The following is a 25,535-nucleotide window of genomic DNA, read 5'->3' as shown; positions in this document are numbered from 1 at the left end:
TCGGCAGAGCCACGAGAACCGTCCCTGTGGTGCCTGTCGTTATTTGCTGGTTTCGTTGACTGTGCCCATGCCTTTGATGTCGATTTCGACGGATATGTTGATATCGGCTTGTGATAGTGCTTCGCCCCAATTATCTTGGACTTTTTTGAAATGTTCGTACTGATAGGCTCTAGCGTAGATTCCAAATCCAATTGGGTCAATTTTATGACTTTGGATTTTTTTAAACAGTTTTTCATATTCCGTTTTTAATCGGTCCTCAATTATTTCCTTGATTTTCTTTTCATTTGTTTTTATATCCATAGATAATAAACTTTCGAGAATAAAAATGGACATGGAGACTTTGACATCAAATTTAAACTTGTCCGTTTCATTTGATGTTTTAATTTTAGACTTCACATCTGCCACTTCAAAACTCAGATCATGCTTATGAAAAATTCCGTCCTCATTATCAGTCGGTATTGTGATTGTCGTGTAACTAATTGGATGTTTCTGATTATGTTTTAAAAAAAGGAATAACGTTGATTCTGATAAATCAAGAGAGTCAACATATTTCCCACGATCATTAAGCAACACGTTTCCAATCACTTCAACCCTTTCCCCCTTTCTCACATTGGATAAAGCTGGTGTCACTCCCTTGTCATAAATCTCAGAATGGAATTGTTGAAGGGTCCCTTTTTCCGTCCTCGTTCGTTTATGATTTTTATCAATGACATTCTTCAAATACATGACAAGATATGCATTGCTTTTCGGCTCGTAGTTGATAACATCCGATACTTTCCCGTCCACAACGACAACTCTTGTATTAAGCGAAAAATTACTGTTCCTGTACAACGTATCTAACATCGGAAACCAATCTTCATGTTCCACAACCCTTTTTCCCAATAAAAGGACCTGGATTTTGGCACCTGTAACCTCGCCACTTTCTACTGCATCAAAATACTTCTTAGAATCTCGTATCGTATCCGCTTTTGTGTGATATGTCTCGGTTTGAACCTTTGCTCCCTTATTAAATACAGGACTGGACTCATAGAAAATGAGATTATTGTCTTCATCAAGATCAATCCCTAAGATGAAGACAATCGTCGTATCCTCCAAAGGAACTTGGTATCCACAACTTGTGAGCATCATTAAAAGTGGAATGAACAAAAAAGTATGGAACCAACGTTTCATTTCATGCTCCTCCTTTTAAAAAGACCATGTATGAGTACATATCCCCATAAACAAATAGGGAAAGCGTACGTAAAGAGATAGCTTAGTGTCTCTAATTCCCCACGCCATATCAAACTAATATTCGTAGAAGGAGGAAACAAAATCACATAAATCACACTAAATACGAGTACCCAAAATAACGGTTTTGTGTGTTCCTCTTTACCAAATAACCAACTTGTACTAAAGACAGATACAAACATAAGTGGGAGGACTTTTGTAGACATGACAAATATGTATAAAGCGAACAAAACAATCTCTAATCGTTCAATAAATGTAAGCTCAATGACCTTCAGGATGGAGATGGTTGGTTCATTATATTTTGTAATTTCATCAGGGCTAAAAACAACAAATGCCATAAGAGTAATCATCAAATAGGCAAACATTGTAATTGTATTCGCAATGACAACGCCAATTGAAGCGTATTCCTTCTTTTGTAAATAAGGATAAAGGAAAAAGGCGATTTCAAAGCCAACAAATGTGATAATGGTTATTTTTACAGTTTTAATGACTGGATGCCACCCTTCCTTTAGTAGGGGAAGTAGATTCAGGAATTGGGCTTCTTTTAATGAAAGCATATAAAAGAAAATGATCCAAATCGTCATAAAAAAAACAACCACAGAATATCTGCCAATAATTTGAATATTGTTACGGACCAATAAATACGAAGGGATCGCTAGCAATATCAAGAGTAAAGATATGGATGCACGAGGTAAGACCCAGGCTTGTATAAACATCGCTTCTGTAATAAACGAGTAGAGGGCTAAAAAAGCAAAATACGCAGCAAGGATCACCCCACCCACTTTTCCTACCCACTTGCCAAAGTAAAATGTCAACAGGTCAAGAATTGTTCCATTCGGGTGTTTTTTCATAATTTGAATAATAATTAAACTAGTAACTGTAGCAATGAACCACCCTACAATAATGCCGATCCACCCATCAGTCCCCGCCTTTTCTGCTAAATCTCGAGGTAAGGTAAGGACGCCAACCCCAATTTGAACACCATGAATTAATAAGATGAACTGTAACAATGTGATTTGCTTTCCTTGAACATTCATCATTTTTTGTCACCCTTTGGACGACTAGAATCGGCCCTTCTTAATTGAGTGGCCATCGCACTAACCGGACGTTTGAGGATAGACCATTGTGGGAATCGAATAAACAAATCCTTCCAGTCCTGAAATCGCAAGGGTGAAACTGGACTAGCATATGAGATCCCAAGTGATTTTAACTCAATAAGATGGATGATTAGTGTCATTAAACCTACACTTAATCCAACAAAACCAAATAAAGAAGCAATAATCATCATTGGAAATCGGATAAGCCGAATGGAGGCTCCCATCTGATAATTTGGGATGATAAACGAGGCCACGGCTGTTAATGCAACAACAATGACCATAATATTACTGACTATCCCAGCCTGTACAGCAGCCTGTCCAATGACAATACCACCCACAATTCCAACGGTTTGCCCAATCTTTGCGGGCAGTCGAATTCCGGCCTCACGTAGCATCTCCAGAGCAATCTCCATAATTAAAGCTTCAATGAACGGCGGAAATGGCACTCGTTCCCTCGACACCCCAATGGACATCAGCAATTTCAAGGGAATCACTTCGAAATGAAACGCAATCACCGCGATATAAGTCGCCGGTAAAAAGATGGCCATAAAAAAACCAACATACCTTAACAGGCGGATAAAGGAGGCCACCAACCAACGTGCGGTATAATCATCCATGCTTTTAAAAAATGAAAAAAATGTCGCTGGAGCCACTAAGACATTTGGTGCTCCATCTACCACCACGACCATTCTTCCTGCTAAAATTTCCAATGCTGAAAAATCAGTTCGCTCCGTTATAAGAAATTGTGGGAATGGCGAATAGGGATTATCCTCAATATATTCTTCTAATTCTACACAATTTGAAATACTATCAACCTTAATTTTATTCATCCGGGTATCCAGTTCCTTAATCAACTCCGGGTTGGCAACATCGTCTAAATATAAAATGGAGACCTTAGTTTTCCCTCTTTCACCAATGATGTATTCTTCTATTTTTAAATTTTGATTTTTAATATGCTTTCGGATGAGTGCAATATTTTTGCTTCCAGATTCAGTAAACCCGATATGTTCTGCATAAACGGATGATTCAATCGGGGTATCTTCAATGGAACGTTCCGGCCATTTCCCGGTATCTAAAAGGAATGCTATTGGAGATTGTTCAACAAATAATATACTTTTTCCTTGTAAGGCTCCCTCTGTAATTCGGGACCATGTATTTGCTTCCTTGATTTGAGCAATTGATACGTTTGGTGTGGGATTCTCATTATTCACATCAACCTGAAATAACAATGGTTTTAATACATGCTCATTGACCATTGTAGAATCAGTAAGTTCACCTAGATAGACGAGGGATGCTTTAGCATTTGTTTGTTTAATCACAAGATTTGTCACAACCAAATCAGGCGTTTTACTGAAAATGTTTTTTATTTCAGTAAGATTCTCTTCTAGCTGTGAGCTAATCAGTTTCTCGTTTGGTCCTGGCTTCTCGCTAGGATTTGATTGTTGCTGCTGAGGTTCCTTCTTACTTTTTTTGAAAAAAGACATGCGATACCCACCTAAGATATGATGGTTTAGTTTGCTTCATAGATTGGAAAAACATGCATTTAAAGTAAAAAAGAACCGGGCATTTTGGCCCAGTTCTTCGGTTTGACAGTAGACGAACATTTCTATCCTAACGCCACATCTAGAATCATCATCACGACAAAACCAATCATTAAGCTCATTGAGGCGAGATCTTTATTTCCTTTTTCCTGTGAGCTTGGAATCACTTCTTCCGCGACAACGAAGATCATCGCACCCGCTGCAAAACTTAGTGCATACGGAAGCAAAGGTTCAAAGAAAGAAACGGCAAATGCTCCGATCACAGCAGCGATTGGTTCAACCATCCCTGAAAACTGCCCATAGAAGAAGCTTTTTCTACGCGACATACCATCCCCTCTTAATGGCATCGAAACTGCGATACCCTCTGGGAAATTTTGAATTCCGATTCCTATCGCCAATGTCAGTGCACCTGCTAACGAAGCTTCTGTTCCCCCATTAGCAAGGGCTCCAAACGCAATTCCGACCGCCAGACCTTCTGGAATATTATGTAACGTGATTGCGAGCACTAGAAGTGTACTTCTTTTTTGACCTTTCAAATGCAGTCCTTCTGCATCTATAATTGGCGCATTTGGATGTAAATGAGGCAAAATCTTGTCTATTCCCCATAGAAAAACGCCTCCTAATAAGAATCCAAAAGCTGCCGGAAACCATGCACCGATTGGGTTATTACTTGACATGTCAATCGCCGGTCCTAATAGCGACCAATAACTAGCGGCAATCATCACACCTCCTGCAAATCCTAACATACTATCTAAAAGTCGCTGATTGATAGTTTTCGTTGCAAAAACAAGGGTGGCCCCAAGCGCGGTCATCCCCCACGTAAACAATGTCGCAAATAACGCTTGCATAACCGGATGAAAATTTTCAAAAAATGCGACCATGTTAAAGAACTCCTTTACGTTCAACTAAATTAAGTTTAGCATAACCAAGGCAGAGGTAAAATATGGAGTGAGGTTTGGATATAGGACAAAGACCATATCTAGGCCCCATATTAAAAGCATTTCACATTAAAAAAAGAACCCTGGGCCGGCAATCAATCGATTGACCAGTTCAAGGGTCCCTTTTTGTTCTCTTCATCCTTCGTCTTCCTCTTAATATAAATTTCGTTGACTGCTAGTTTCGTTAATTTTAATTAAAACTGTACTTTTTACTTTAGTTTATTTACTTCTTTTTCTGTTAATCCAGTTAATTCAGCTATTTCTGCTGGTTCTAAGCCTTTGTTAAACATGTTACGAACAATTTTCTTCATACCAATTTCAATACCTTCCCTTCGATACCCTTCCATATTACTGAGTAAATCTCGTAGTTCCTTTAATCTTTCTTCATACGCCTGACGATTTTCTTTGTTTGTGCTCAAGGTTTCCCATTCAATAAGTGCTTCACGGATCTCTTCAATATTCATGAACCATTCCTCCAGTTCACTAATCATTTCGTTATTTACTGGCTTTTTATGCACATTGGCGGCTGAAAGCATCATAAGCCAAGGTAATTCTTGATGGTTTTGCTCCTTAAGTTTTCTACGATATTTTCTCCATTGTACCACGAACGCACTCAAATCAATTGCATGAAATTCAAGATGGTTGCTCCATATGAAACCTTCTTTATCTTCTTTGATATGAAAAACTGTGTGAAAACTATCTGTTTCTGAAGGAAATAACGGATAATTTAGAATGCTGATTAAAATAGTTGGAGGGAGTTCCTGATAAGAATCACCAGAGTTAATAGAAGCTGCAAACATTTTTGACCAATAGTACAGAGTACGTTCAGGCATATCGTGTTGATTACAAGTTGAATTTCAATATTGATACGTTCATCCAATGAAGTAAAAACTGTAAGGTCTAGTCGTACAGACTTTCCATCTTCACTATCCTTCACATATTCAGTGTTTTCATAATGTAAATCAATAATTCTTTCATCACCACTTCTCCCCAATAAATCATTTATGAATGCGATAGTGATATGCTTACGAGTGGGGTGTCCAAAAAGCTGTTTAAACATAAAATCCATTTTTAAATCGATGTATTCAGGTGACACGAAATCTTCCTTTCGGGGTTTAATTTTAAACGAGGAATGAAGAGGACACATGACTAGTTTTTTTACTAATCCAAAATAATAAATTCGACAGATATCGGAAAGTTCCTGCCTAATTCATTCTATTTGATATAATGACTCTATACGAGGTGAGTACATGCAAAAACTAGTATTAGAAGATGCCTGGGATCGGACGATTTCGCAGAAGGATCGAGAGGAATTTGAACGGATTTTTCAAGATGTGTTTCCGAACCTAGATATGGGAATTACATTCACAACCGTCCGAATTGCAGTAAACCATAAAAACGAACGTCTAGTAACAGCTATGATTCATAATAGTACAGAGCAAACTCTCGTTTTTGAAAATACAACACTAGAAATTTGGACCGAGGATAAACGTTTCGCCGAGCACAAATTCACCCATCCTACACTTCAGGTACCACCTGAAACCAGCATGCCGTGGACATTTATTTTTCCTGATACGGTTGAAGTCCCAGGTTCCGCCACACTAACACTAAAAAAAGAGAAGTAGACTCTATTTAGAATCTACTTCCCTTTTTCATTTTACCGGACCTTTCGTGATCTCAGACAGTTTTGAATTGATAGCAAAGATTTTTCCGTTTACTCCATTTATCCCAAAGCCACCTAATCGTTTCGTATGCATGTCGAGATATTGTTCGGCGGTTTCTTTTGTCTCGAACAAATAAATCCCACCCGCTTCTTTTGCTTCGGGATTCTCTGTCCAGATTTTCCAGATGAACCCTGGTTCCTCCGTAATGCTTTTCGCTAAATCTGCAAATGCATTTGCCATTTCATCTCCAAATGGTCCATCCATTTTAAAATCTACCTGTAATACATATGGCATCGTTATTTCTCCTTTTTATGAATCGTTATACTAAAACGCCTTGTCTAATTCCTTTCAATGCAGTCGACCAAGCGACAACATCGTCTAATGTATTGTTTAAGGAATCCTCGTGGTATGGGGCTGGATTAAATTTACTCATATCTTGAAAATCAGTGAACAGGCTCATCGCTACGGAAGGTCCCACAGTTGCTACCTTTGGTACCGTTAAAATGAGACGTAAATTATTGGCTGCTGTAACACCTAATGTCGATCCGTAACTAACAATTCCTGCAGCTTTATGGTTCCACTCCACATATAAATAATCAATCGCATCCTTTAATCCAGACGTCACAGCCTTATTATACTCTGGTGTGACAAAAATAAATCCGTCAAGACTGTCAATTTTTTTAGACCAAGCATGTGCTTCTGGTGCTTGATAATCCTGGGACATAATCGCCGGAGTCGGCTCATTGAATTTTGGAAGGTTGTAATCCTTAATATCGACCAATTCAAATTCTGCATCTGTTCGTTTGTCCGCAATTGATTTCACCCATTCAGCGACTTGTAGATTTACCCTTGAATCTCTTGTACTTCCAGTAATAATACCGATTTTAACCATTCTTATTTCCTCCTATTGTGTATGATGTATCTTAACTATAACAAGGACGAAAACAGGAGGACACCAACAGTAAATTACTTTTGTTGCTTATCCAACACTTTTGAAAAAGTGTCTAAAAAGACGACCCTTTTCTGAAATTTAACCGTTTCATTCATTTGAGGTACCTGCATAGAGATAATATCCGCATTAAAGCGTAAGCGCCTTAGGTCCTCATACACATCAATTTTCATAGTTTTTTCAAACAATCATTTAATTTTCTGGCTTGATTTTTGAAGTAGAGATAAAATGCAACCCAGAAGATCGTATAGACGACACAGGAAATGATGAGTGTTAACAAAATATTTATGATACTAAATGGAATCCATCCGATTGTGAATGCTAAGATGAGGTATAGGATTGTGACGGTTAAAAAATGAAGAATGGTCTGTTGGGAAAGGGTCAAATTCCTGTTTTCATAGTACAAAGAACTGACTGTAAAAAACCAGCCGCAAAGAACAGAACCTACGGAGTTTTTTAAAAATAATGGTCCATCTATCATTTCATAGCCTCCGAAAAGGATATTCAGATTGGTGATTAAAACCGCAATAAAGCCTCCGAAAAAAATACCTGAAAAACTACGGATAATAAACGTTTTCATTCTACTTTCCTCCTATTCAATTTTAAAGCTTCCTTAATCGCTGGGACATAGGTACGAGACACATATTCTTTCTTTCCTGATTTGAAGTAAACACAGAGTGTACCATTGAATGATGCTTCAAAACGGCTCATTTGATTTAAATTGGCGATAACCGATTTAGACAGGCGGATAAATTTTTTAGAAAGGAGCATGGCCTCGAGCTCATATAATTTCTCTTTTAAAATAAAAGAATCTGCTTCCGTTACGGCGATAATATGATCATTTTCAGTATGAAAATAGTGGACATCATCCGGTTTGAGAATATGTTGCATTTCTCCCTTTTTTCCAATTAGGAATTGTTGCTCCCTTCCATAGATGAAATCAATGAGTTCCTGTATATTTTCATCCAACTCAGGTCCTTCGATGGTAACTCTCGCTTCTTTAAGTGCTTTGTCAATATTAAGAAAAAGTTTCAAATTTCAGACACCTCTTTTCACCTAAAGTATATTTGATTCAGCTCTCGATGTCTGTCAATAAATGTTTTTTAATTCCTCCTCTCATTCACTTTCTAATCAAATTGTATGATGAAGTTCCTTTTAAGTCTGTATAATTACAGTAAGTGGTAGAAAAACGAGTGGTAACTAGTGGAAAATTGTTGGTGACTTACACTCCGAAGATGTAAGTCAGTCTTCTTTTCATGTTTTTCAAACAGGATTAAAAATATTTGGTAGAAGTTATTCAAGTGAAATAAGTATGATAATAATAAGAGATAAAAAAGAAGGAGAGAACAATATGGAGATGAAACAACAAACGATTATACCGAAATCAATTGATGAATATATTTTACAATATCCTCAAGAGATTCAGGAAACACTAAAAACAATAAGAAAGGTTATTAAGGAATCAGCCCCAAATGCTGAGGAAAAAATAAGTTATAGAATGCCCACTTTTGTTTCAAATGGAAATCTAGTGTATTTTGCTGCATTCAAAAAGCATATAGGATTTTATCCAACTTCAAGCGGTATTAATGCATTTAAAGAAGAATTATCGGGTTATAAGACCTCGAAAGGTGCAGTGCAATTTCCAATAGGAAAACCCATCCCTTATGAATTAATTAGTAAAATCGTAAAATTTAGGGTTGATGAAAACAAAAGTAAGGCTGAAGGGAAAACAAAAAAGAAGGAATAATTTCATTCCGCTTTCTTTAAAGAAAATAAATATTGGACAGAAACTATTGGGGCTTTACTTTAACAGGAGTGAAGCCTTTTTCTTATTCAAGTTATGGTGAAGGAGTGTGGAAGAAGAAGGAATTGTTATAAAAATAACGGGTAGCTTAAGATTATGCTAATTGACTTGCTATCGTTGTAATAAATTCCATTAAATCAATAAAATAGCAGAGCGAATCCCTCTACTATTTTAGATTTTTTATTGCTACTTGGTACCTCAAAAGGAGTGGCTATTTGGTTATTGGTGATGAGTTCCTCGTCTTAATTTTTTATAATAACCCAGATCAAGTCGCCCTGTCTATCAATTTTTAGTGAGGGACTTAATGTTTCATACTTTTTTGCAGTGAAATCATTTCCTCAGCTAGTTTGTTTATTCGTTTTAGTAGTCCCTTATTGGTAATTTCGTTGTCGTCATCGAATTCGTCATTGTGAATAAAAACTTGATGCACTGGTACTGTCCCTTTTAAATACGACAGGATGGGCTTTAAATGGTATTCTGAAACAAGGAAGTGTTTTTCTGTTCCACCGGTTGTAATGATCCCTGTCACTTTATTTTTGAAGGAATCGACCGGAAAAAAGTCTAACAGATTCTTTAGTACCCCTGAAATCGACGCCTGATAAATCGGTGATCCAAATACAAGCATGTCTGCCTCTAAAATTTTATTGACTACTTTAATGGTATCATCATTGTAATAGCTTAACGGGCTTCCATTTACAAACTCCATTTCGAAATCCTTTAGATCAAGTAATTCTATTTGAACTGAGAAATCCTGTGATTTAATTGCCGCTAACACTTCGTAGACAGCTTTCGATGTTTTTGCACCAATCAGTGAACCTGATATACCAACGACTTTCATATAAGCCAACCTCCTAAAATTAATTATCTCAATATAGAGTCTGCTCATACATGTTCATTTATGTGAGATTCAGTTTTTTAGCCGAAACCTTTTATACTCCTATTATGCTATCTTGGATGATTTTGTATATCTTTTTATTGAAATTATCGTAGCATTCCATTTTTTTATAGTCAACTTTTAAAATTCTTGGATTCAAGATATTTAAACACCGAAGAAAAACGGGAGATAAAAATCTCTCGTTACATTCAAGTCTAATCTTTGGGAACGGACTGAATGAAATAAATCCTATCTTGTTACATCCGTAATAAATATCATGGTTAACAAGCCAATAACAAAGGAAAAGGTTGCTGATCTTTCATTGCCGTCACCATGACTTTCTGGTATTAGTTCTTTGTAGACAACAAACAGCATAGAACCTGCAGCAAATGCTAATCCATACGGAATAATATCTAAATGTTGGCCACTTAATTGCAAACCAATAAACGAGGAAACCCATTCTATTCCCGCTGTAAAAGCAGTGAATAGGAGAGCTTGTACCCTTGGAATTTGATTCGTAATTAAAAATAGACAAACTAAGAACCCTTCAGGTATGTTTTGGATCCCAATAGAAAATGAAACAAGGGAGCCTAAATCTTCTAGTTCACTAGCATAGCTAATTCCTACAGACATTCCTTCGGGTATATTATGTATCGCCATTGCAGCGATTAAAAGAAGCGGACTGGTCTTGTGGTTTGCGTGGACCGAGTGATCCATCTCTAGATGCGGTAAGCTAATTTCTAATAATGTAAGTGTCGCAGTTCCTAATAAAATTCCAATCACCAATACAAACATATTAGACAACTTTAACGTTGAAGGAATTAACGCATAGGTAGAAGCTGCTACCATGATTCCAGCACTATAAGCTAATAGATTATCTTTAATCCGATGTGTTACATTTGTTAATAATAAAGCAGGCAACGCGCCTAAGATTGTCCCTAAAGCACTTATTAGTATTCCTAAATTAAATACCACGAGTATCCACCTTTAATTTCCTTTTTAACATTATATGAAAGTGGATGATGTTGCAGAATAAGAACAACAGAAATCCCTTATATTTTCAATAATGGATTTCCTTCATAGTACATTTAATCATTCCAATATGGTCCTAAAATAGTACATTTTAATGTCCTAAACCCAACCAAAAAGCTTTGCTAAAGTAGCTGTAAGGAAGGTAACTCCTATGGCGATACCTGTTGGAATCGCAAAGGACATAAAGGTCCATTTCTTACTTTTGGTTTCTTTATAGATATTAAGTAGAGTTGTTCCGCAAGGATAGTGTAATAATGAAAACAACATCATATTTAGGGCCGTTAACCAGGTCCAGCCGTGGTCTATGAACACCTGCTTTAACTTTCCTAAATCCTCAATTTCCAACATGGCTCCTTGAGATAAATAGGCCATGATAAGGATAGGAACAACAATTTCGTTGGCAGGTAACCCTAGGATAAAGGCGGCTAAAATGAACCCATCTAAACCTAATACACTTCCAAATGGGTCTAAGAAGTTATTACACAAAACCATTCTTCTGCTTTTGATGGAAACAATTATCTCATGAAACCTCTAATGTCTAGCAAAAAATGAGAAGGTGGTTACCTGTCCCATCCTCACAACACAAACAGTACGAACGTTAATGGCACAAGAAATACCGGTATCCATGTTATCGTTAGAAACGCACTTTTTGTATATCCGAATTTAGGAAACGGAATCGAAACCGGATTAAAAAACCAGTTTGCCATACGGTCGAGCCGTGATTTTTTCATTGGGAAGTCAGGTACTTCAACGGTGAATTGATCGAGCTTTTCTTTTAATTCTTCTTCAAATTGATTGTGATTCAATCCTCATTCACCTCTAATTCTTCTTTTAGTTTTTTCAACGCACGATGCAGCTTGGATTTTACCGTTCCGACAGGGATGTGTAGAATCGTGGAGATTTCCTTTTGTGTAAGATCATGATAGTAAGTTAGCAACACAATCGCCCGTAAATCTTCCGGTAGTGAGTGAATGGCAGATTGAACGGTTATTTTTTCATCGGAGTTTTCGTGATGTGGATGTCGGTCCGCCAGAATCGGTAATAAAGTGCGAAATAAGGTTTGTCGCCTCAGCCTCGTCATCATCGTATTATAGGCAATCTGATAGAGATATGTTTTAAATTTTCCTTTTTCCTGATCAAATTGACGAAAGTTGCGTTGTAGTTTTTCAAAGGTATCCTGAACAAGGTCAATGCTTAGTTGTTCATTGTTCGTATACCGAAAAATAAACTGATACAAAGGGGCTTTGTACACATTGTAAATAACCTCCAGTGCTTCCTTATCCCCTTTTTGAAATTTCAGGATTGCTTCCTCCGCCCTACTGTAACTCATCAGACCACCGCTCTTTTATTCCTTTATATACATAAGCAAGCTTCGTAATGAACCAAATAAATGTTATCAAACTGAAGACAAAGGTTTGATGGATGAAAAATTGGATAATTGGGCTGTTGATGGTGTCCCCTCGTAAAAGGAAAACCAAAAGCCCGGTTATACATAAAAAGGTGTACACAGCTGCTATTGTAATAATCGTATCCCATCTTGACCAATAAAAATAGATGTTTGATTTCGTAAAATCAATATTCCCCCTATGATCACGGACAACCTTTTTATTCATTGAACCAATTACCATCGCGAAAACCGTTCCAAGTATCGCAACAACAATAGAACTCACAACCATCCCCGTGATTGTCGTCATCTTTAACACTCCCTCATTTTTGTTCTTACTTCTTATACTAATGAGAGGTGGAAAAGGTTCATTTTTTATTTGAAATGTTTGTTGGACTCCTAAATTGATTACGACTTATAGCGAATATTTTTTATGTGCGTTGTGCGCTATTCCTCGAAAAAAGAGTGCTACTTATTGGAAAGTAGCACTCTCAATACTAGACGTTTTTAATTATCTGCCAAACCCTGGATAGAATCCGCCGTGGCCGTGGTGATAGCCATAGCCTGGATAGTATCCGCCATGACCGTGGTGATAGCCGTAGCCTGGATAATAACCGCCGTGACCATGGTGATAGCCATAGCCTGGGTAAAATCCGCCATGACCATAGCCATAACCAGGGTAAAAACCACCTTGACCATAGCCATAACCTGGGAACATTCCAAACATTTGTCTGTCCATATGATCTCTCCTCCTCAAATAGGCTGCACCATAGTGTATGTGTCCCTATTCAAGGTGGTGCCAATCCAAATGTAATCCAATAAGGTGAGAAGCGGAACAAGGTTAGCACGTGTTGGTTACTTTTTTCGTTCCATTAGATAATGAGCAGGGAACCGATTTTGAGTGGTCAACAGATAAATTCCCGAACTTACAAGCAGTATTCCTGCAACAATAAATGCAATTTGAGCGTTAGTGTACTCTACAATTCCCCCGAACAGTAAAGTAGAAAATCCAAACACCAATGAAATCATAGCATGTTGGGCACTATATATCTTTGGTAAATCTTCTGCAGATGCTTCTTTTTGCAAATACGTATGTATGGTGATACCTTTCATTTGATCAATTAAACCGCTAAGTACAACAAGGATTAATGCAATCCAGGCGATTGAATTTAATCCAAATAATACAGTCACTACCGAGACACCGAATGAAGAGTACACTACAGTCTTCCTCATGTTCTTTTCAATAGTTGCTGAAAACCTTGAACAGACCAGTCCACCTAGTATCAAACCGCTAAAAAAAGCAGTGTTAATATATCCCCACCATGCTTCGGTTACATGTAATACTTCATAAACAAAAATATAAAGAATCGCTGCTACCCAAACGACGTTTGCAACAGCTTCAATACATATCACGACATGGATACTTCGAAAAAGTGGAGTTCTCCATATCATCAGCCAACCTTCTTTTAATTCTTCAACCGTTCTTCGTTTCTCATTTTTAACATAGAAAGGTGTCTCGTCCACAATCCAAAGCATCATCATTGTAGAAATGATAAACAAAGTAAAGGTAAGCCAAATAACATTTTGTCCACCTACTAGAGCAACTAGTAATCCGCCTAATGCCCATCCACCTAATTGAACGGTCTCATTCATAACGGAAATAAAACTATTTGCCCGTAATATCTCAGATTCTTCAACTACTCTAGGAAGAATCGCATTTGTCGCGGGCATTGCAAATTCCCAATTCTAGTGCAGGTTTTATATTCATAAAGAATAGGTCATCCATAAATTCATTTTCTCTTTCAAAAGACCGTGATACTAAATTAAAAACCCAAGAAGTCCATTCTACAGTATTAAGCATTAAAATTGCCGAATTGGACCACGCGGTGGCAAATTCTTTGAATCAGCTTAGCTTCATGACTGACAACGACAATTCCCATGTCTCTCTTTTGGGCAATTTGCAGTACGGCATGCCATATCTGAGCTTGTGTGATCGCATCCAACATGGTTGTCATTTCATCTGCAATGAGAAATCGTGTGTTCGGTCCCAATGCCCGCGCAACGCAGAATCGCTGCAACTCTCCTCCAGATAACTCATTTGGCCATCGCTTTAGCCATTCCTTCTTAATACCAAATAAATCTAGCAATTCTTGATCCGCGTTCCAACCTTCGTTTAGTGTTTTTTTCATCTTCCAACGAGGATTTACTGCTTTTTCTGGATGCTGAAAGATTAATTGAATAGGTTGATAGCCGTTTTTTCGTAACGGTTTCCCACCAAACGTGATAGTTCCCTCAGCAGGCTGTTCATATCCAGCTAATATCCGACAAAACGTTGTTTTCCCACTTCCACTTGGTCCGGTTATCCCAACGATTTCACCTGGATGTAAGGTAAAATTGATCCCATGAAAAAGCCATGGACTATTTTCATAACGAAATCCAATCCCTTTTGCTTCAATCTGCATGGTTACACCTCACCATTCCATCCCTTAGTTCTCTCATTTCTGGTTTCTTTTCTTGGCATTCAGAGGTTGCCATTGGACAACGAGGAGCGAATAAGCACCCCGTTGGCAATTCGCTTGGATGAGGCTGTGATCCTGGAATCGGAATAAATTCATTTTGAGGTAGAGCTCTCCACAAAGCCTTCGTATAAGGATGTCTTAGCCACTCTCCCTGGTTCGTAAAATTTTCTACTGGAGCAATTTCTACGGTAGTTCCTGCATAAAAAACAGCAATTTTATCAGAAATTTGAAGGGCTGATTCGATATCATGTGTAATGAACATGACTGCACTGCCGTTGTCAGCAAACTCTCTGATATTTTGTAAAGCCTCTTTCATAACGACGGGATCAAGGCCTGGAGTCGGCTCATCCGCTATAATCACTTTTGCACCGCTTACCATAGCACTCGAGAGAAGTACTCTTCGCGCCATTCCGCCAGAAAGCTGAAACGGATACATCCTTTCAGCTTCATTACTTAAGTGATAGCGTTCGAATACCTCTCGCTGCACTGTAGTCGCATTCTCGCTCCCTTTGACAGACGTTCGGACTTGTTTCCCAACTCGCATAAGCGGATCCAGAAAGCTTACTGATTGAGGAACAATCGCGATTTCCTTCCCTCTTAATGCCTTTTTGCGAGCAGATGTTAGAATCTCACCTTCATATTTTATCGTTCCACTCGTCCTTGCATTTCTCGGAAGGATACCAAGAATGGCATGAGCCAGCAGACTTTTTCCCGATCCACTTGCTCCAACAACTGCAAGGATTTTTCCTGCTTCTAATGAAATATTTAAACTTGAAATCACTTGATTATGAATCTGTTTAAATCCAGCTTTATATTGCTTAAATGATACTGATAAATTCTCTACTTCAAGGATAGGCATTTCACAACTCCTCTACTATTAATCATGTGCCCTAGCCGGATCCATAAGCATTCTAATATTTTCTCCAATATGATCAAATGCTCTTACAATCAAAAGCAAGCAAAGCCCAGGGAAGAAGGCAAGCCACCACATACCTGACGATAAGTATTTCATCGATTCTGACAGAATTATCCCGATTGCTGGTTCATGAGGAGACATCCCTAATCCTAAAAATGTAATGGCTGCTTCATGTAAAATAACATGAGGAAACATGAGCATAAAACCAATTAAAAGTTGCGGGAAAACATGGGGGAGAATATGATGCATTGCAACCCACCATGTGAATTTCCCCATTTTCTTAGAAACTTGTACATATTCTGCAGAACGAACTTGCATGACCTCTGCTCGAATAACCCGAGCTAAGCTTGGCCAATGGGTCAATGCTAGCCCCAACACAATACCTTTAAATCCGCCTCCTAATGTAAAGGCAATTAAAATCAGGGTGACAAGGTGTGGCACACTTAGAAAAAGGTCAATGAGCCATGTGACAATAAGATCTGCCACTTTTCCCAATGTTGCCGCCATGCCTAGGAAAAGAGCAATTGTCGTACTACCTATCGCTCCAATCAAGCCAACCCATATACTTAATGAAAGTCCCATAACAGTCCGTGTAAACATATCTCTTCCTAACCAATCTGTGCCAAATAAACGATTGAAAGATGGGGGAGCATTACGATTTTGTAGATTGGTAGCGATTTTTCCTTCATCTACTAGAAAGCTTCCTAAAATGACAGCGACTAAAAAAACAAAGGAAAGTAGAATCGAAAGCAATGTCCACTGCCTTCTATTCAGAGGGAATCGTTTACTAATACTATGATTCATTTCGAACGCCCCTCTTTCATCCGTGGATCTAAAACTCGGTAAATTAAATCAGCTACTAGATTTCCAGTAAAAACAAATAATGTACTAAAAAGGACCAAACCTAATAAAAGGGGAACATCTCCTCTTAAGCCTGCCTCTACCGTCGCATGCCCAAGCCCAGGATATGAAAAGACTTGCTCAGCTAGCACTGCTCCACCAAACAATTCACTAAATGCAGCGAATTGCAAGGTTATCGCCGGTAAGGCTACGTTTCGTAATCCATGTCTCCAAAAGAGGACGAAGCCTTGTTCACCTCTCGCTCTTGCGAATAAGACATAATCACTAGCAAGAACATCAATCAGTTTCTGCCTTGTATGCATCGCGATGTTTGCAACACCGACTATACTAAGTGTAAGTGCCGGGAGGATCAGATGCTTGATTTTATCCGCTAGGGTAACATCTTCCGCAAGAACCCCAGCTGGAACTCCCATGCCAATTGGAAACCATTTTAACCATACGGCAAAGACGATCAGTATGAGAAGCCCCATCCAAAAGGTTGGAGTTGAGGCTAAAGTAAAGCAGTACCATTTAATCAATCGATCAATCCAGGTACCCTTTTTCATTGCAGCAATAACGCCCATTGTGAAACCGATTATTCCGGATAAAATCCAAGCCGATATCATGAGAGCTAGGGAATTTAGAAAACGTTCACTAATGATATCAGCTACAGGACGACGATAGATCATCGAGGTACCAAAATCTCCTTGTAACAAAGCTGAACCCCAATTAAAGAATTGCACCATTACTGGCTGATCAAGGCCCCAATATTGGGCAATCATTTCTCGCTGTTCAGGACCAACCTTCAACAGATCCGCACCAATATAAGCTTGAATCGGATCAATCGGAGAATTTTTTATTAATAGAAAAGAAATGAAGCAGATGGCGACTAACAACGTCACCATTCTTGCTCCTTTTAATAATAGGAATTTCCCAAGACTTTTTCCCACTGTTACTCAATCCATTTCCATTCCGTAATGTTATCAGTAGCTGGCCAGCCATGGCCATGCACATGGATTCGTTGTTCTCCAATATCTAATCCATCCTTCACTAAATATAAGTGATTTATATTCACTAACCATGCCCAAGGAGCATCACCATTCGCACTTAAACCCGTTGTGCCATCCCATTGAGCTTTTTTCCAATATTCATTTGCTTCTTTTTCATCTGTAGCACGGAGCGCTTTTTTAAAATATTCATCTACTGTTTTATTTTCGTAATAGCCAGTGTTGTAGAAGTCTACTCCTGCGAATTCACTACTATAAATATTATACATTTCATGTGGGTCATGGCTTCCCCAACCTAGAAGAACAGCATTCGAATACATATTCTTCATAATGACATCCCAGCTTCCGCCTTTTAATTTTATATGAATACCTAATGGCTTCATCATATCTGCAACAGCGATGGATAAGGATTGTCTAACCGCGTCATTCGCTGGATAATAAAGAGTAAATTCAGCTTTTAAAGATCCCTTTTCAAGAATTCCATCTCCATCATTATCCTTCCATCCTGCTTCTTCTAAAAGCCTCCGCGCCCCATCCATATCAGCATCTTTAATGACTGTATCTGGGTTCCACCAAGGGAGAGCATCCACGGAGGTATAGGCAGGTGTTCCTTGTCCTTCTAACACTCCATCAACAAGTGCTTGTCGGTCTACAGCCATATTAATTGCATGCCGAATAGCAGGATCAGCTGTCACATCATTCCCAATTGGATCACCATCTTCGGTGAATTCCCCAGATTTGACAAACGGGAAAACAATACCTCGGTTATCAACGGTTTGAACAGATTCTAATTTCATTCCTGGAACTGTCTGATTACTAAACGATGCAGGTATCGATGCAAGATCAACCTCTCCTGCTTGAGCTGCAGCAAAAGATGCATCCTCGCTTAAAAACAAGAATGTGATCTTTTTAAAATATGGCTGCTTGTCATAGTATTCAGGATTAGCCTCTACAATAACCTGTTGGCCTTTGTCCCACTGTACCAGTTGAAATGGCCCCGATCCTATAGGATTTTCCGCATAGTCTGCACCATAGGCATGTTTCGGAACAATCCCTGTTCCGATTAACGTATTAACAAATGTGGATTGAGGCTCTTTTAATGTGAATGTGACTGTGTAATCATCGACTTTCTCTACTTTATCCAATACATTAAGATCTACAACTGAACCTGCATTAGCAGCCGTATCAAAAGTAAATACGACATCATCTGCCGTTAATGGCTGTCCGTCTGAGAATTTCACATCATCACGCAAATTTACTGTCCAAACTTTACCATCTTCACTCACTTCGTAGTGGGTTGCTAAATCATTGACAATATTAAGCTTGTCATCTCTTTTTAGCAGTGTGCTTTGGAATAGCGGTGAACCATAGCGCCCCCAACCTGAGGTAGGATCAAATCCCTTTTCAGGCTCCGATCCAAGAGCCAACACAAGCTCATCTTTTTTCTTTTCGTTATCGTTACTCATTCCGGCACTTGATTCATTAGGATTCGATTGACTACAGCCTGCTAACACGAATAAAAAAACAAAAATTGCTATTAAAATAAGTACAAACGATTTTCTTCTCAAATTATTCACCCCGTATTTTTATTAAAAAAATGGATAATTCTCCTGATATGTAAGAATCTATATAGTTTCGATTGGTGCCACTGTAAACTTTCCATACTGAACACCCTTTAAACTAGTAAGTTTATTACTGAGCTCCTGAATGTCCTTTGTTCTTCCCTTTACGATAATGAGCTCAAGACAATTATTATGATCCAAATGAAAATGTGTAGTGGACATAATAATATCATGCATATCGTGTTGGGCTTTTGTCAGCTCTTCTAATAAATTTCTTTTGTGATGGTCATAGAATAGTAGAATACTTCCTGCAACAATTTGATCATCCTTTTCCCACGAGTGTTGGATAAGCGCATCACGAACAAGATCGCGAATCGCTTCTGAGCGATTTTCATATCCTTTTTGCTGAACTAAGCTGTCAAACTTACGAAGTAAATTCCCCTCCATCGAGATACCAAATCTCTTTAACATTGAATCTTCCATCATGTCCTCCTATTTTTTAATTTCATTAATCCATTGACGGATCGCATCACTTAGTAACACGTTTTTAATCATTAGTAACACGACGGTACAAACTGAAATAAGGTAATAGCAAATCAATGAATATATATTAATACCCTTAAACATTTATGATAACTTATCAAAAACATTATATGCTATTTTATTGAGATATAAAAATCATTCAAAAACAATTTGTTCAAGTAGGTAGTATTACATTCATGTACAAATGGAACACTAATTTTGAAATAGTACTCAAATTTACGATATTAATTTTAAATAAACAATACTATGTTTTATGCGTTTATAACAACAGTATAGCTCGCTAATTCTTTATCTAACGCCCAAAGTTACGGGCAATCAAAAATATTTACAAAGGCAAAAATCAGAGTTAAAATGATTTCGTAAATTAAGTCACTTTTTCAAACAAAAAGTTTCCCTAGGGAAAGTTTTTTAACTTTATTTACATTCTAGGAGAGATGATTAATGGATAAAGAGCAAGAATTTAAGCCAAAAGAGCATAGCTGGTTAAAGCAAAGCTCGAGTGTAAGTTTAGAAGAGGTAAATAATACAGTAAGTGTTCCGAACAAAGGAGGATTTTGGCGTAAGTTACTTGCCTTTATGGGGCCTGGATCATTAGTAGCCGTAGGGTACGTAGACCCAGGAAACTGGGCAACATCTATCGCTGGTGGTGCACGATTCGGTTACACTCTGTTAATTATCATATTACTTTCAAACTTAATTGCGATGCTTTTACAAGCATTGGCATCAAAACTTGGAATCGTCACAGGAAGAGATCTTGCCCAGGCTACAAGGGATGCAACCGGGAAGAAAACAGCCTTTGTTCTCTGGATATTAACCGAATTAGCTATAATTGCAACAGACTTAGCCGAGGTTATTGGTTCAGCCATTGCCTTAAATTTATTATTTGGCATCCCTTTATTACTGGGTATAACCATAACTACATTAGATGTTTTGCTTTTACTTTATTTGCAAAAGAAAAGCTTTCGTATTATTGAATCTATTGTCATTGTTTTAATGGTAACGATCTTTGTCGTATTTGCATTCGAAGTAATTGTTTCAAAGCCGGAAATTGCCGCCTTATTTGGTGGATTTGTTCCTAAACCTGAAATTGTAACAAATCCACAAATGCTCTTTATTTCTTTAGGTATTTTAGGAGCAACGGTGATGCCGCACAATTTATATTTGCATTCTTCGATAGTGCAAACCAGACAATATCGGAGGACCACTGAAGGAAAAAGAGAAGCCATTAAATTTTCCCTCATTGATTCTACCTTTTCATTAAGCGTTGCTTTTCTCATCAATTCTGCTATTTTGATTTTGGGAGCAGCAGCATTTTATGGTACAACTCTAGATGTATCGGAAATTGAAGCGGCTTATGAACTACTTAGTCCAACACTCGGGGTAGGTATAGCAAGTACCCTATTCGCTGTTGCCTTACTTGCATCCGGTCAAAATGCTACCATTACTGGAACACTTAGCGGACAAATTGTTATGGAAGGATTTATTCATTTACGAATCTCACCATGGCTTCGCCGCTTAATTACACGTTTATTGGCTGTTATTCCAGCATTTATTGTAACTTGGCTGGCGGGTTCTAAAGGAACTGGCGAATTATTATTATGGAGTCAAGTGGTCTTAAGCTTAGCACTCCCATTTGCCGTGATACCTTTAGTCTTATTTACAAGCGATAAAAAGAAAATGGGTGAGTTTGCGAACAAATTACCCGTAAAAATAGTAGCATGGGTATGTACTGGTATAATTGTTATATTGAATCTATTCTTAATTGGATATATTGTTGTTACAGGTCAAGACTTAGGATAAATGCATGAAGTAAGTAACCAATCCAACTGTATGACTTATTGTATTATAAAACTATATAATTTAAACTATTCACCTTCAATCAATATACAAACAAGAAGTAGCAAACCGTTAGAAAAAGATTGATCAAAATAACGGTTTGCTTTTTGTGAAAATATCATTTTTGATAAAGTTATAGCTATTCCATAACCTTCTTACGATAGTAAAATGCACATCCGTTCATTAAGTACATTCTTCACAGATTTGTAAACACCAATTCATTTTATATATAATAATTCGGTAATAATAAAATAAAACTTGTGTTGATTGTAAAATCTACACTTTTATTTCAGGAATATTATTTTGGTATCATTAATTCACATGAGTTATCATAATAATATTTTCTTTCCGACTCTTCCTGAAATACATCAACTTGAAATTTATTCCACCACATTCTTTTTAAATTAATTGAATTGTTAATGGATATATATAGGGTTCATCAGGCTCCGTCGTTTTTTTCCATTCTGTTATTTTGATAATTGGTAATTCCATGCCGTTATAAGTGGTAATATCGATAATACCCTTAACTTCAATCCACGTATCAATATCAATTGACGAACTTTCAGGCAACTCCGTTAAGAATCCGATAATACTTGCATCGGCTACACAGTGGGTGATTAGAAATCTTGAAATAACGAATTGTTCTTGTGTAAAACCCTCTTCTTTGTATACAAAACCTTTTAATTCAATCGTTCTTCCCTGATATTTTCTAAAATCCTTATGGATCTCTTCATAATAAGCATTAAATACATGATCATCCATTTTTACGGTTTGACTTTTTTCTAGGAGTTGGATGAGGTTATCGTATTCCTCCGTTTTCATGGGGGTGTGAATATCAAACTCAGGTATACTTACAATTTCCTCACCTGCATTCCCACTCCCCTCCTCTTGAACATTAGGTTTTTCCTTTTTATTTGTCTTCGGGTAGTTTGTTAGAATCTCCATCCCTCCTTTTTTACTTGCAATTGCTGCATCAAGTGTTTTAGGAGATAGGAAAAAACCGGTGAGAAGTGGAAATAAGATAATACTATATGAAACTAGCTTTTTTGCATTAAATTTTGTGTCCCCATGATCATGAGTACATGTGTGATCGCTACAATTATGGTTATGATGGTGATGTTCTTCCTTTGCTGTCCAAATTCGAGTTACCTGAATTAAAAATAAAATAAGAAATATGATAGACGCAAGTTGACTTAAGCCCTCATACTTTGGATTAATATATTTTGTAATTTCACCAGTGAAATGCATATTAAAAAGCATAACCGAAAACGCAAGCAGAATAAAAGCTCTAACAGCCTGTTGAAAATGAAATTTCATGTATTTTCCTCCCTATAAAAAGCTCTGTACCAACAGTAGAGTAACAAATATAACTGATGCTACCATTCCAAGCATGAACATAACAAATTTAAACCGGAACACACTCATCATGATCAACGTATTCTTCAAATCTAGCATCGGTCCAAAAATTAAAAATCCAAGGATGGAATGAGTTGGAAATAAATGACTAAAAGAAGCACCTATGAAAGCGTCAGCTTCTGAACACAAGGACAAAATGTAAGTCAGCCCCATCATAACAAGTAATGATGAAACAACCCCACTTCCTGTTTCTAGTAGTGCTCTAGCAGGCATAAAAGTTTGAACACTAGCTGCTAATAATGCTCCCACTATGAGATATTTTCCCATATCAAAAAACTCATCAATTGAATGTGTAAGGACCGCCCATAATTTATGACTAAAAGACTGTTTAGTAGATTCATCATTTGAAATTACGATACTCCCATTTCTAAATTGAGTACCCTTTACAAATATACTCACTAAAAAAGCAATAACTAAGGCAATGAAAAAACCTAACACCATTCTCAAAATTGCAATCTTAAAATCATTCCCGAATGCCATATAGGTCGATGCGATTACAATCGGATTAATTAAAGGTCCTGTTAGCATAAAGCCCATCGCAGCATATATAGGAACACCCTTTGATATAAGTCTCCGTACAATTGGTACAATGCCACACTCACATCCAGGAAACAATGAACCTATAACGCAACTCATGATCACAGCTAAAACTTTATTTTTGGGTATGCATTTACGAATATGCTCCTCGGTTACCACGATTTGAATAAGTCCTGCTATGAGAACTCCTACTAAAACGAATGGTAGAGCCTCTATTAAAATACTTAAAAATATCGTGTTTAGATTTAATAATGAATCAGGGATTGCAGTCGAAAAGGAGCCCCCTATGTCTGTGGTAAGTAAAAATAACACAAAAAGGATTATAATAACTCCTGTTATTTCAATAATGCTACTTCTAAAAATTCGTAACATGTGAAACCTCCCTTTATTACCTAACTGTTTTTTATTCAATGTAAATTAGAATGATTCCGTTTCATAATAAACAAACCTCCTACTATTGTAAATAATAGTTTGGAAATTTATTTTTTATTCCTATTCATTTTCGCTTGCAAAAATGAATGTTCTATTATATTATCGTTTAAGTAAAACGAAATCGTTACGATTTAAAAAGTGGAGGCTGAAAATGAATAGAATTCCTGTTACAGTTTTAAGTGGATACCTTGGTTCGGGAAAAACTACTTTACTAAACCATGTTTTACAAAACAGACAAGGACTACGTGTCGCTGTCATTGTTAACGACATGAGCGAAATCAACGTTGATGCAGCTTTAATTAAAAGTGGTGGGTTTTCTCGTACAGAAGAAAAATTAGTTGAAATGCAAAATGGTTGCATTTGTTGCACGCTCCGAGAGGATTTGATAATAGAAGTTGAACGCCTAGTAAATCAAGGAAATATTGATTACATACTGATTGAATCTTCCGGTATTAGTGAACCAATCCCAGTAGCTCAAACCTTCACATACTTTGACGAAGAACTCGGTATTGATTTATCAAGTTTTTGCAAATTAGACACAATGGTCACAGTAGTTGATGCAAGTCGTTTCTGGCATGACTTTTCTAGTGGTGAGACGCTCCTTGATCGAAAACAAGCAGTAAATGCTGGAGATAATCGAGATATTGTCGATTTATTAATTGATCAAATTGAATTTGCAAACATCATAATATTGAATAAAACTGACTTAATTAAACAAGAAGAAGTGGTTCAACTTAAAGCAATCATCGCCAAACTAAATCCAGAAGCAGAGGTCATTCTTTCAAGTTTTGGAAATGTCCCCCTTCAGAAGGTATTGAATACAGGACTGTTTGACTTTGAAACAGCCAGTGTGGGAGCTGGATGGATTAAAGAATTAAACGAAGAGCATACTCCTGAAACAGAGGAATATGGTATTTCATCATTTGTTTATAAAAGCAAAATTCCATTTCATCCTGAGAGACTTGCAGCTTGGTTATCGGATTGGCCTGCTGAGGTCGTTCGGGCCAAAGGTTTCATCTGGATTGCCTCAAGAAATAACGAGGCCATTTTATTATCTCAAGCTGGTCCCTCCCTTGCATTTCAATCTGTTGGAAATTGGATTGCATCTCTGCCAACAGTGGAAAGGGAATTTATTTTTGAAGAGGAACCAGAAGTTTTGGAGGATTGGGATCCACTCTTCGGCGACCGGAAAACAGAGTTAGTATTGATTGGAATTGATATGGAAAAAGAACAACTGATTGTGAGCTTGGATAAATGTTTATTATCAGACGAAGAAATGATGATGGACTGGAGTACCTTACCTGACCTATTTTAGCCTACACATAAAAATTGATATTTTTTTGGTTATAAAATCGGAATGATTACGATATATATAAACTATGCCGAATAAATCGGAATGGTTATGAATTGAGAGGAG

At 37.4% G+C, this 25,535-nt stretch carries 27 protein-coding genes and 2 pseudogenes; 4 read left to right on the top strand and 25 right to left on the bottom strand.

Annotated elements, in window-relative coordinates; translation table 11 throughout:
• Positions 1-39: 39 nt before the first annotated feature.
• From ABC371_RS08840 to ABC371_RS08820, 5 genes and pseudogenes are all read right to left on the bottom strand, one after another.
• A complete protein-coding gene (locus ABC371_RS08840) occupies positions 40-1,170 on the bottom strand; it encodes a Ger(x)C family spore germination protein (RefSeq protein WP_412896460.1) in 1,131 nt (376 codons plus the stop codon).
• The gene (locus tag ABC371_RS08835) at positions 1,167-2,267 is read right to left on the bottom strand and encodes a GerAB/ArcD/ProY family transporter (RefSeq protein WP_412896459.1); all 1,101 of its coding nucleotides are present in this window, start codon (positions 2,265-2,267) and stop codon (positions 1,167-1,169) included. The genes ABC371_RS08840 and ABC371_RS08835 overlap by 4 nt, the downstream gene beginning before the upstream one ends.
• Entirely contained in the window at positions 2,264-3,808 is a 1,545-nt protein-coding gene (locus ABC371_RS08830) for a spore germination protein (protein ID WP_412896458.1), read from the bottom strand. Before ABC371_RS08830 ends, ABC371_RS08835 begins: the two co-directional genes overlap by 4 nt.
• A gap of 122 nt (positions 3,809-3,930) precedes the next feature.
• Positions 3,931-4,746: a ZIP family metal transporter gene (locus ABC371_RS08825; protein ID WP_412896457.1), complete on the bottom strand. Its 816-nt coding sequence runs from the start codon at positions 4,744-4,746 to the stop codon at positions 3,931-3,933.
• A gap of 266 nt (positions 4,747-5,012) precedes the next feature.
• A pseudogene (locus ABC371_RS08820) lies at positions 5,013-5,899 on the bottom strand (Rpn family recombination-promoting nuclease/putative transposase).
• A 154-nt stretch (positions 5,900-6,053) separates the two neighbouring features.
• On the opposite strand from ABC371_RS08820, the gene ABC371_RS08815 reads away from it, so the two are divergent.
• Complete coding sequence (locus ABC371_RS08815; RefSeq protein ID WP_412896456.1) at positions 6,054-6,428, top strand: SLAP domain-containing protein; 375 nt, start codon at positions 6,054-6,056, stop codon at positions 6,426-6,428.
• Between the two features lie 27 nt (positions 6,429-6,455).
• On the opposite strand, the gene ABC371_RS08810 is transcribed toward ABC371_RS08815, so the two are convergent.
• From ABC371_RS08810 to ABC371_RS08795, 4 genes are all read right to left on the bottom strand, one after another.
• Positions 6,456-6,761, bottom strand: a complete 306-nt coding sequence (locus ABC371_RS08810) for a monooxygenase (protein ID WP_412896455.1) — start codon at positions 6,759-6,761, stop codon at positions 6,456-6,458.
• A gap of 25 nt (positions 6,762-6,786) precedes the next feature.
• Positions 6,787-7,359 carry an NADPH-dependent FMN reductase gene (locus ABC371_RS08805; protein WP_412896454.1) on the bottom strand — a complete coding sequence of 191 codons (573 nt, stop codon included), beginning with the start codon at positions 7,357-7,359 and terminating at the stop codon, positions 6,787-6,789.
• 226 nt (positions 7,360-7,585) lie between these two features.
• Positions 7,586-7,996 carry a DUF3021 domain-containing protein gene (locus tag ABC371_RS08800; protein ID WP_412896453.1) on the bottom strand — a complete coding sequence of 137 codons (411 nt, stop codon included), beginning with the start codon at positions 7,994-7,996 and terminating at the stop codon, positions 7,586-7,588.
• Positions 7,993-8,451 (bottom strand): LytTR family DNA-binding domain-containing protein, encoded by a 459-nt coding sequence (locus tag ABC371_RS08795; protein WP_412896452.1) that lies wholly within the window; start codon positions 8,449-8,451, stop codon positions 7,993-7,995. The genes ABC371_RS08800 and ABC371_RS08795 overlap by 4 nt, the downstream gene beginning before the upstream one ends.
• 322 nt (positions 8,452-8,773) lie before the next feature.
• Here ABC371_RS08795 and ABC371_RS08790 point away from each other — a divergent pair, with 322 nt between their 5' ends.
• Positions 8,774-9,163 (top strand): iron chaperone, encoded by a 390-nt coding sequence (locus ABC371_RS08790; RefSeq protein WP_412899304.1) that lies wholly within the window; start codon positions 8,774-8,776, stop codon positions 9,161-9,163.
• Between the two features lie 358 nt (positions 9,164-9,521).
• Here the strand turns inward: ABC371_RS08790 and ABC371_RS08785 are convergent, their stop codons facing one another.
• From ABC371_RS08785 to nikR, 14 genes and pseudogenes are all read right to left on the bottom strand, one after another.
• Positions 9,522-10,058: an NADPH-dependent FMN reductase gene (locus ABC371_RS08785; protein ID WP_412896451.1), complete on the bottom strand. Its 537-nt coding sequence runs from the start codon at positions 10,056-10,058 to the stop codon at positions 9,522-9,524.
• A 285-nt stretch (positions 10,059-10,343) separates the two neighbouring features.
• Complete coding sequence (locus tag ABC371_RS08780) at positions 10,344-11,069, bottom strand: ZIP family metal transporter (protein WP_412896450.1); 726 nt, start codon at positions 11,067-11,069, stop codon at positions 10,344-10,346.
• 156 nt (positions 11,070-11,225) lie between these two features.
• Positions 11,226-11,603, bottom strand: a pseudogene (locus ABC371_RS08775) (nucleoside recognition domain-containing protein); the annotation flags it as partial.
• A 98-nt stretch (positions 11,604-11,701) separates the two neighbouring features.
• Entirely contained in the window at positions 11,702-11,932 is a 231-nt protein-coding gene (locus ABC371_RS08770) for a hypothetical protein (RefSeq protein WP_412896449.1), read from the bottom strand.
• A complete protein-coding gene (locus ABC371_RS08765) occupies positions 11,929-12,456 on the bottom strand; it encodes an RNA polymerase sigma factor (RefSeq protein WP_412896448.1) in 528 nt (175 codons plus the stop codon). The genes ABC371_RS08770 and ABC371_RS08765 overlap by 4 nt, the downstream gene beginning before the upstream one ends.
• Entirely contained in the window at positions 12,443-12,820 is a 378-nt protein-coding gene (locus tag ABC371_RS08760; protein WP_412896447.1) for a hypothetical protein, read from the bottom strand. Before ABC371_RS08760 ends, ABC371_RS08765 begins: the two co-directional genes overlap by 14 nt.
• A gap of 201 nt (positions 12,821-13,021) precedes the next feature.
• On the bottom strand, positions 13,022-13,249 hold the full coding sequence (locus ABC371_RS08755; protein ID WP_412896446.1) for a hypothetical protein: 228 nt from the start codon (positions 13,247-13,249) through the stop codon (positions 13,022-13,024).
• Between the two features lie 116 nt (positions 13,250-13,365).
• On the bottom strand, positions 13,366-14,241 hold the full coding sequence (locus ABC371_RS08750; RefSeq protein ID WP_412896445.1) for an MFS transporter: 876 nt from the start codon (positions 14,239-14,241) through the stop codon (positions 13,366-13,368).
• Between the two features lie 122 nt (positions 14,242-14,363).
• A complete protein-coding gene (locus ABC371_RS08745; RefSeq protein ID WP_412896444.1) occupies positions 14,364-14,972 on the bottom strand; it encodes an ABC transporter ATP-binding protein in 609 nt (202 codons plus the stop codon).
• Positions 14,962-15,888, bottom strand: a complete 927-nt coding sequence (locus ABC371_RS08740; RefSeq protein WP_412896443.1) for an ABC transporter ATP-binding protein — start codon at positions 15,886-15,888, stop codon at positions 14,962-14,964. The genes ABC371_RS08745 and ABC371_RS08740 overlap by 11 nt, the downstream gene beginning before the upstream one ends.
• Before the next feature lie 18 nt (positions 15,889-15,906).
• Positions 15,907-16,749 carry an ABC transporter permease gene (locus ABC371_RS08735; RefSeq protein WP_412896442.1) on the bottom strand — a complete coding sequence of 281 codons (843 nt, stop codon included), beginning with the start codon at positions 16,747-16,749 and terminating at the stop codon, positions 15,907-15,909.
• Positions 16,746-17,735 carry an ABC transporter permease gene (locus tag ABC371_RS08730; RefSeq protein WP_412896441.1) on the bottom strand — a complete coding sequence of 330 codons (990 nt, stop codon included), beginning with the start codon at positions 17,733-17,735 and terminating at the stop codon, positions 16,746-16,748. Before ABC371_RS08730 ends, ABC371_RS08735 begins: the two co-directional genes overlap by 4 nt.
• Positions 17,736-17,737: 2 nt before the next feature.
• Positions 17,738-19,360 carry an ABC transporter substrate-binding protein gene (locus ABC371_RS08725; RefSeq protein WP_412896440.1) on the bottom strand — a complete coding sequence of 541 codons (1,623 nt, stop codon included), beginning with the start codon at positions 19,358-19,360 and terminating at the stop codon, positions 17,738-17,740.
• Between the two features lie 57 nt (positions 19,361-19,417).
• Entirely contained in the window at positions 19,418-19,840 is a 423-nt protein-coding gene (nikR, locus tag ABC371_RS08720; protein ID WP_412896439.1) for a nickel-responsive transcriptional regulator NikR, read from the bottom strand.
• Positions 19,841-20,338: 498 nt separating this feature from the next.
• Here nikR and ABC371_RS08715 point away from each other — a divergent pair, with 498 nt between their 5' ends.
• Positions 20,339-21,697 (top strand): Nramp family divalent metal transporter, encoded by a 1,359-nt coding sequence (locus tag ABC371_RS08715; protein WP_412896438.1) that lies wholly within the window; start codon positions 20,339-20,341, stop codon positions 21,695-21,697.
• 435 nt (positions 21,698-22,132) lie between these two features.
• On the opposite strand, the gene ABC371_RS08710 is transcribed toward ABC371_RS08715, so the two are convergent.
• On the bottom strand, positions 22,133-23,050 hold the full coding sequence (locus ABC371_RS08710; protein WP_412896437.1) for a TIGR03943 family putative permease subunit: 918 nt from the start codon (positions 23,048-23,050) through the stop codon (positions 22,133-22,135).
• Positions 23,051-23,062: 12 nt separating this feature from the next.
• Positions 23,063-24,058: a permease gene (locus ABC371_RS08705; RefSeq protein WP_412896436.1), complete on the bottom strand. Its 996-nt coding sequence runs from the start codon at positions 24,056-24,058 to the stop codon at positions 23,063-23,065.
• A 211-nt stretch (positions 24,059-24,269) separates the two neighbouring features.
• Between ABC371_RS08705 and ABC371_RS08700 the strand changes: the two genes are divergently transcribed.
• Positions 24,270-25,433, top strand: a complete 1,164-nt coding sequence (locus ABC371_RS08700; protein WP_412896435.1) for a GTP-binding protein — start codon at positions 24,270-24,272, stop codon at positions 25,431-25,433.
• Positions 25,434-25,535 lie beyond the last annotated feature (102 nt).

The sequence above is a fragment of the Bacillus jepli genome, assembly GCF_047238305.1.
In the GTDB taxonomy this organism is placed as follows: Bacteria; Bacillota; Bacilli; order Bacillales; family Bacillaceae_L; genus Ferdinandcohnia.
Note: the sequence above shows the minus strand (reverse complement) of the source record. Positions and strands in the feature narration are given on the sequence as shown.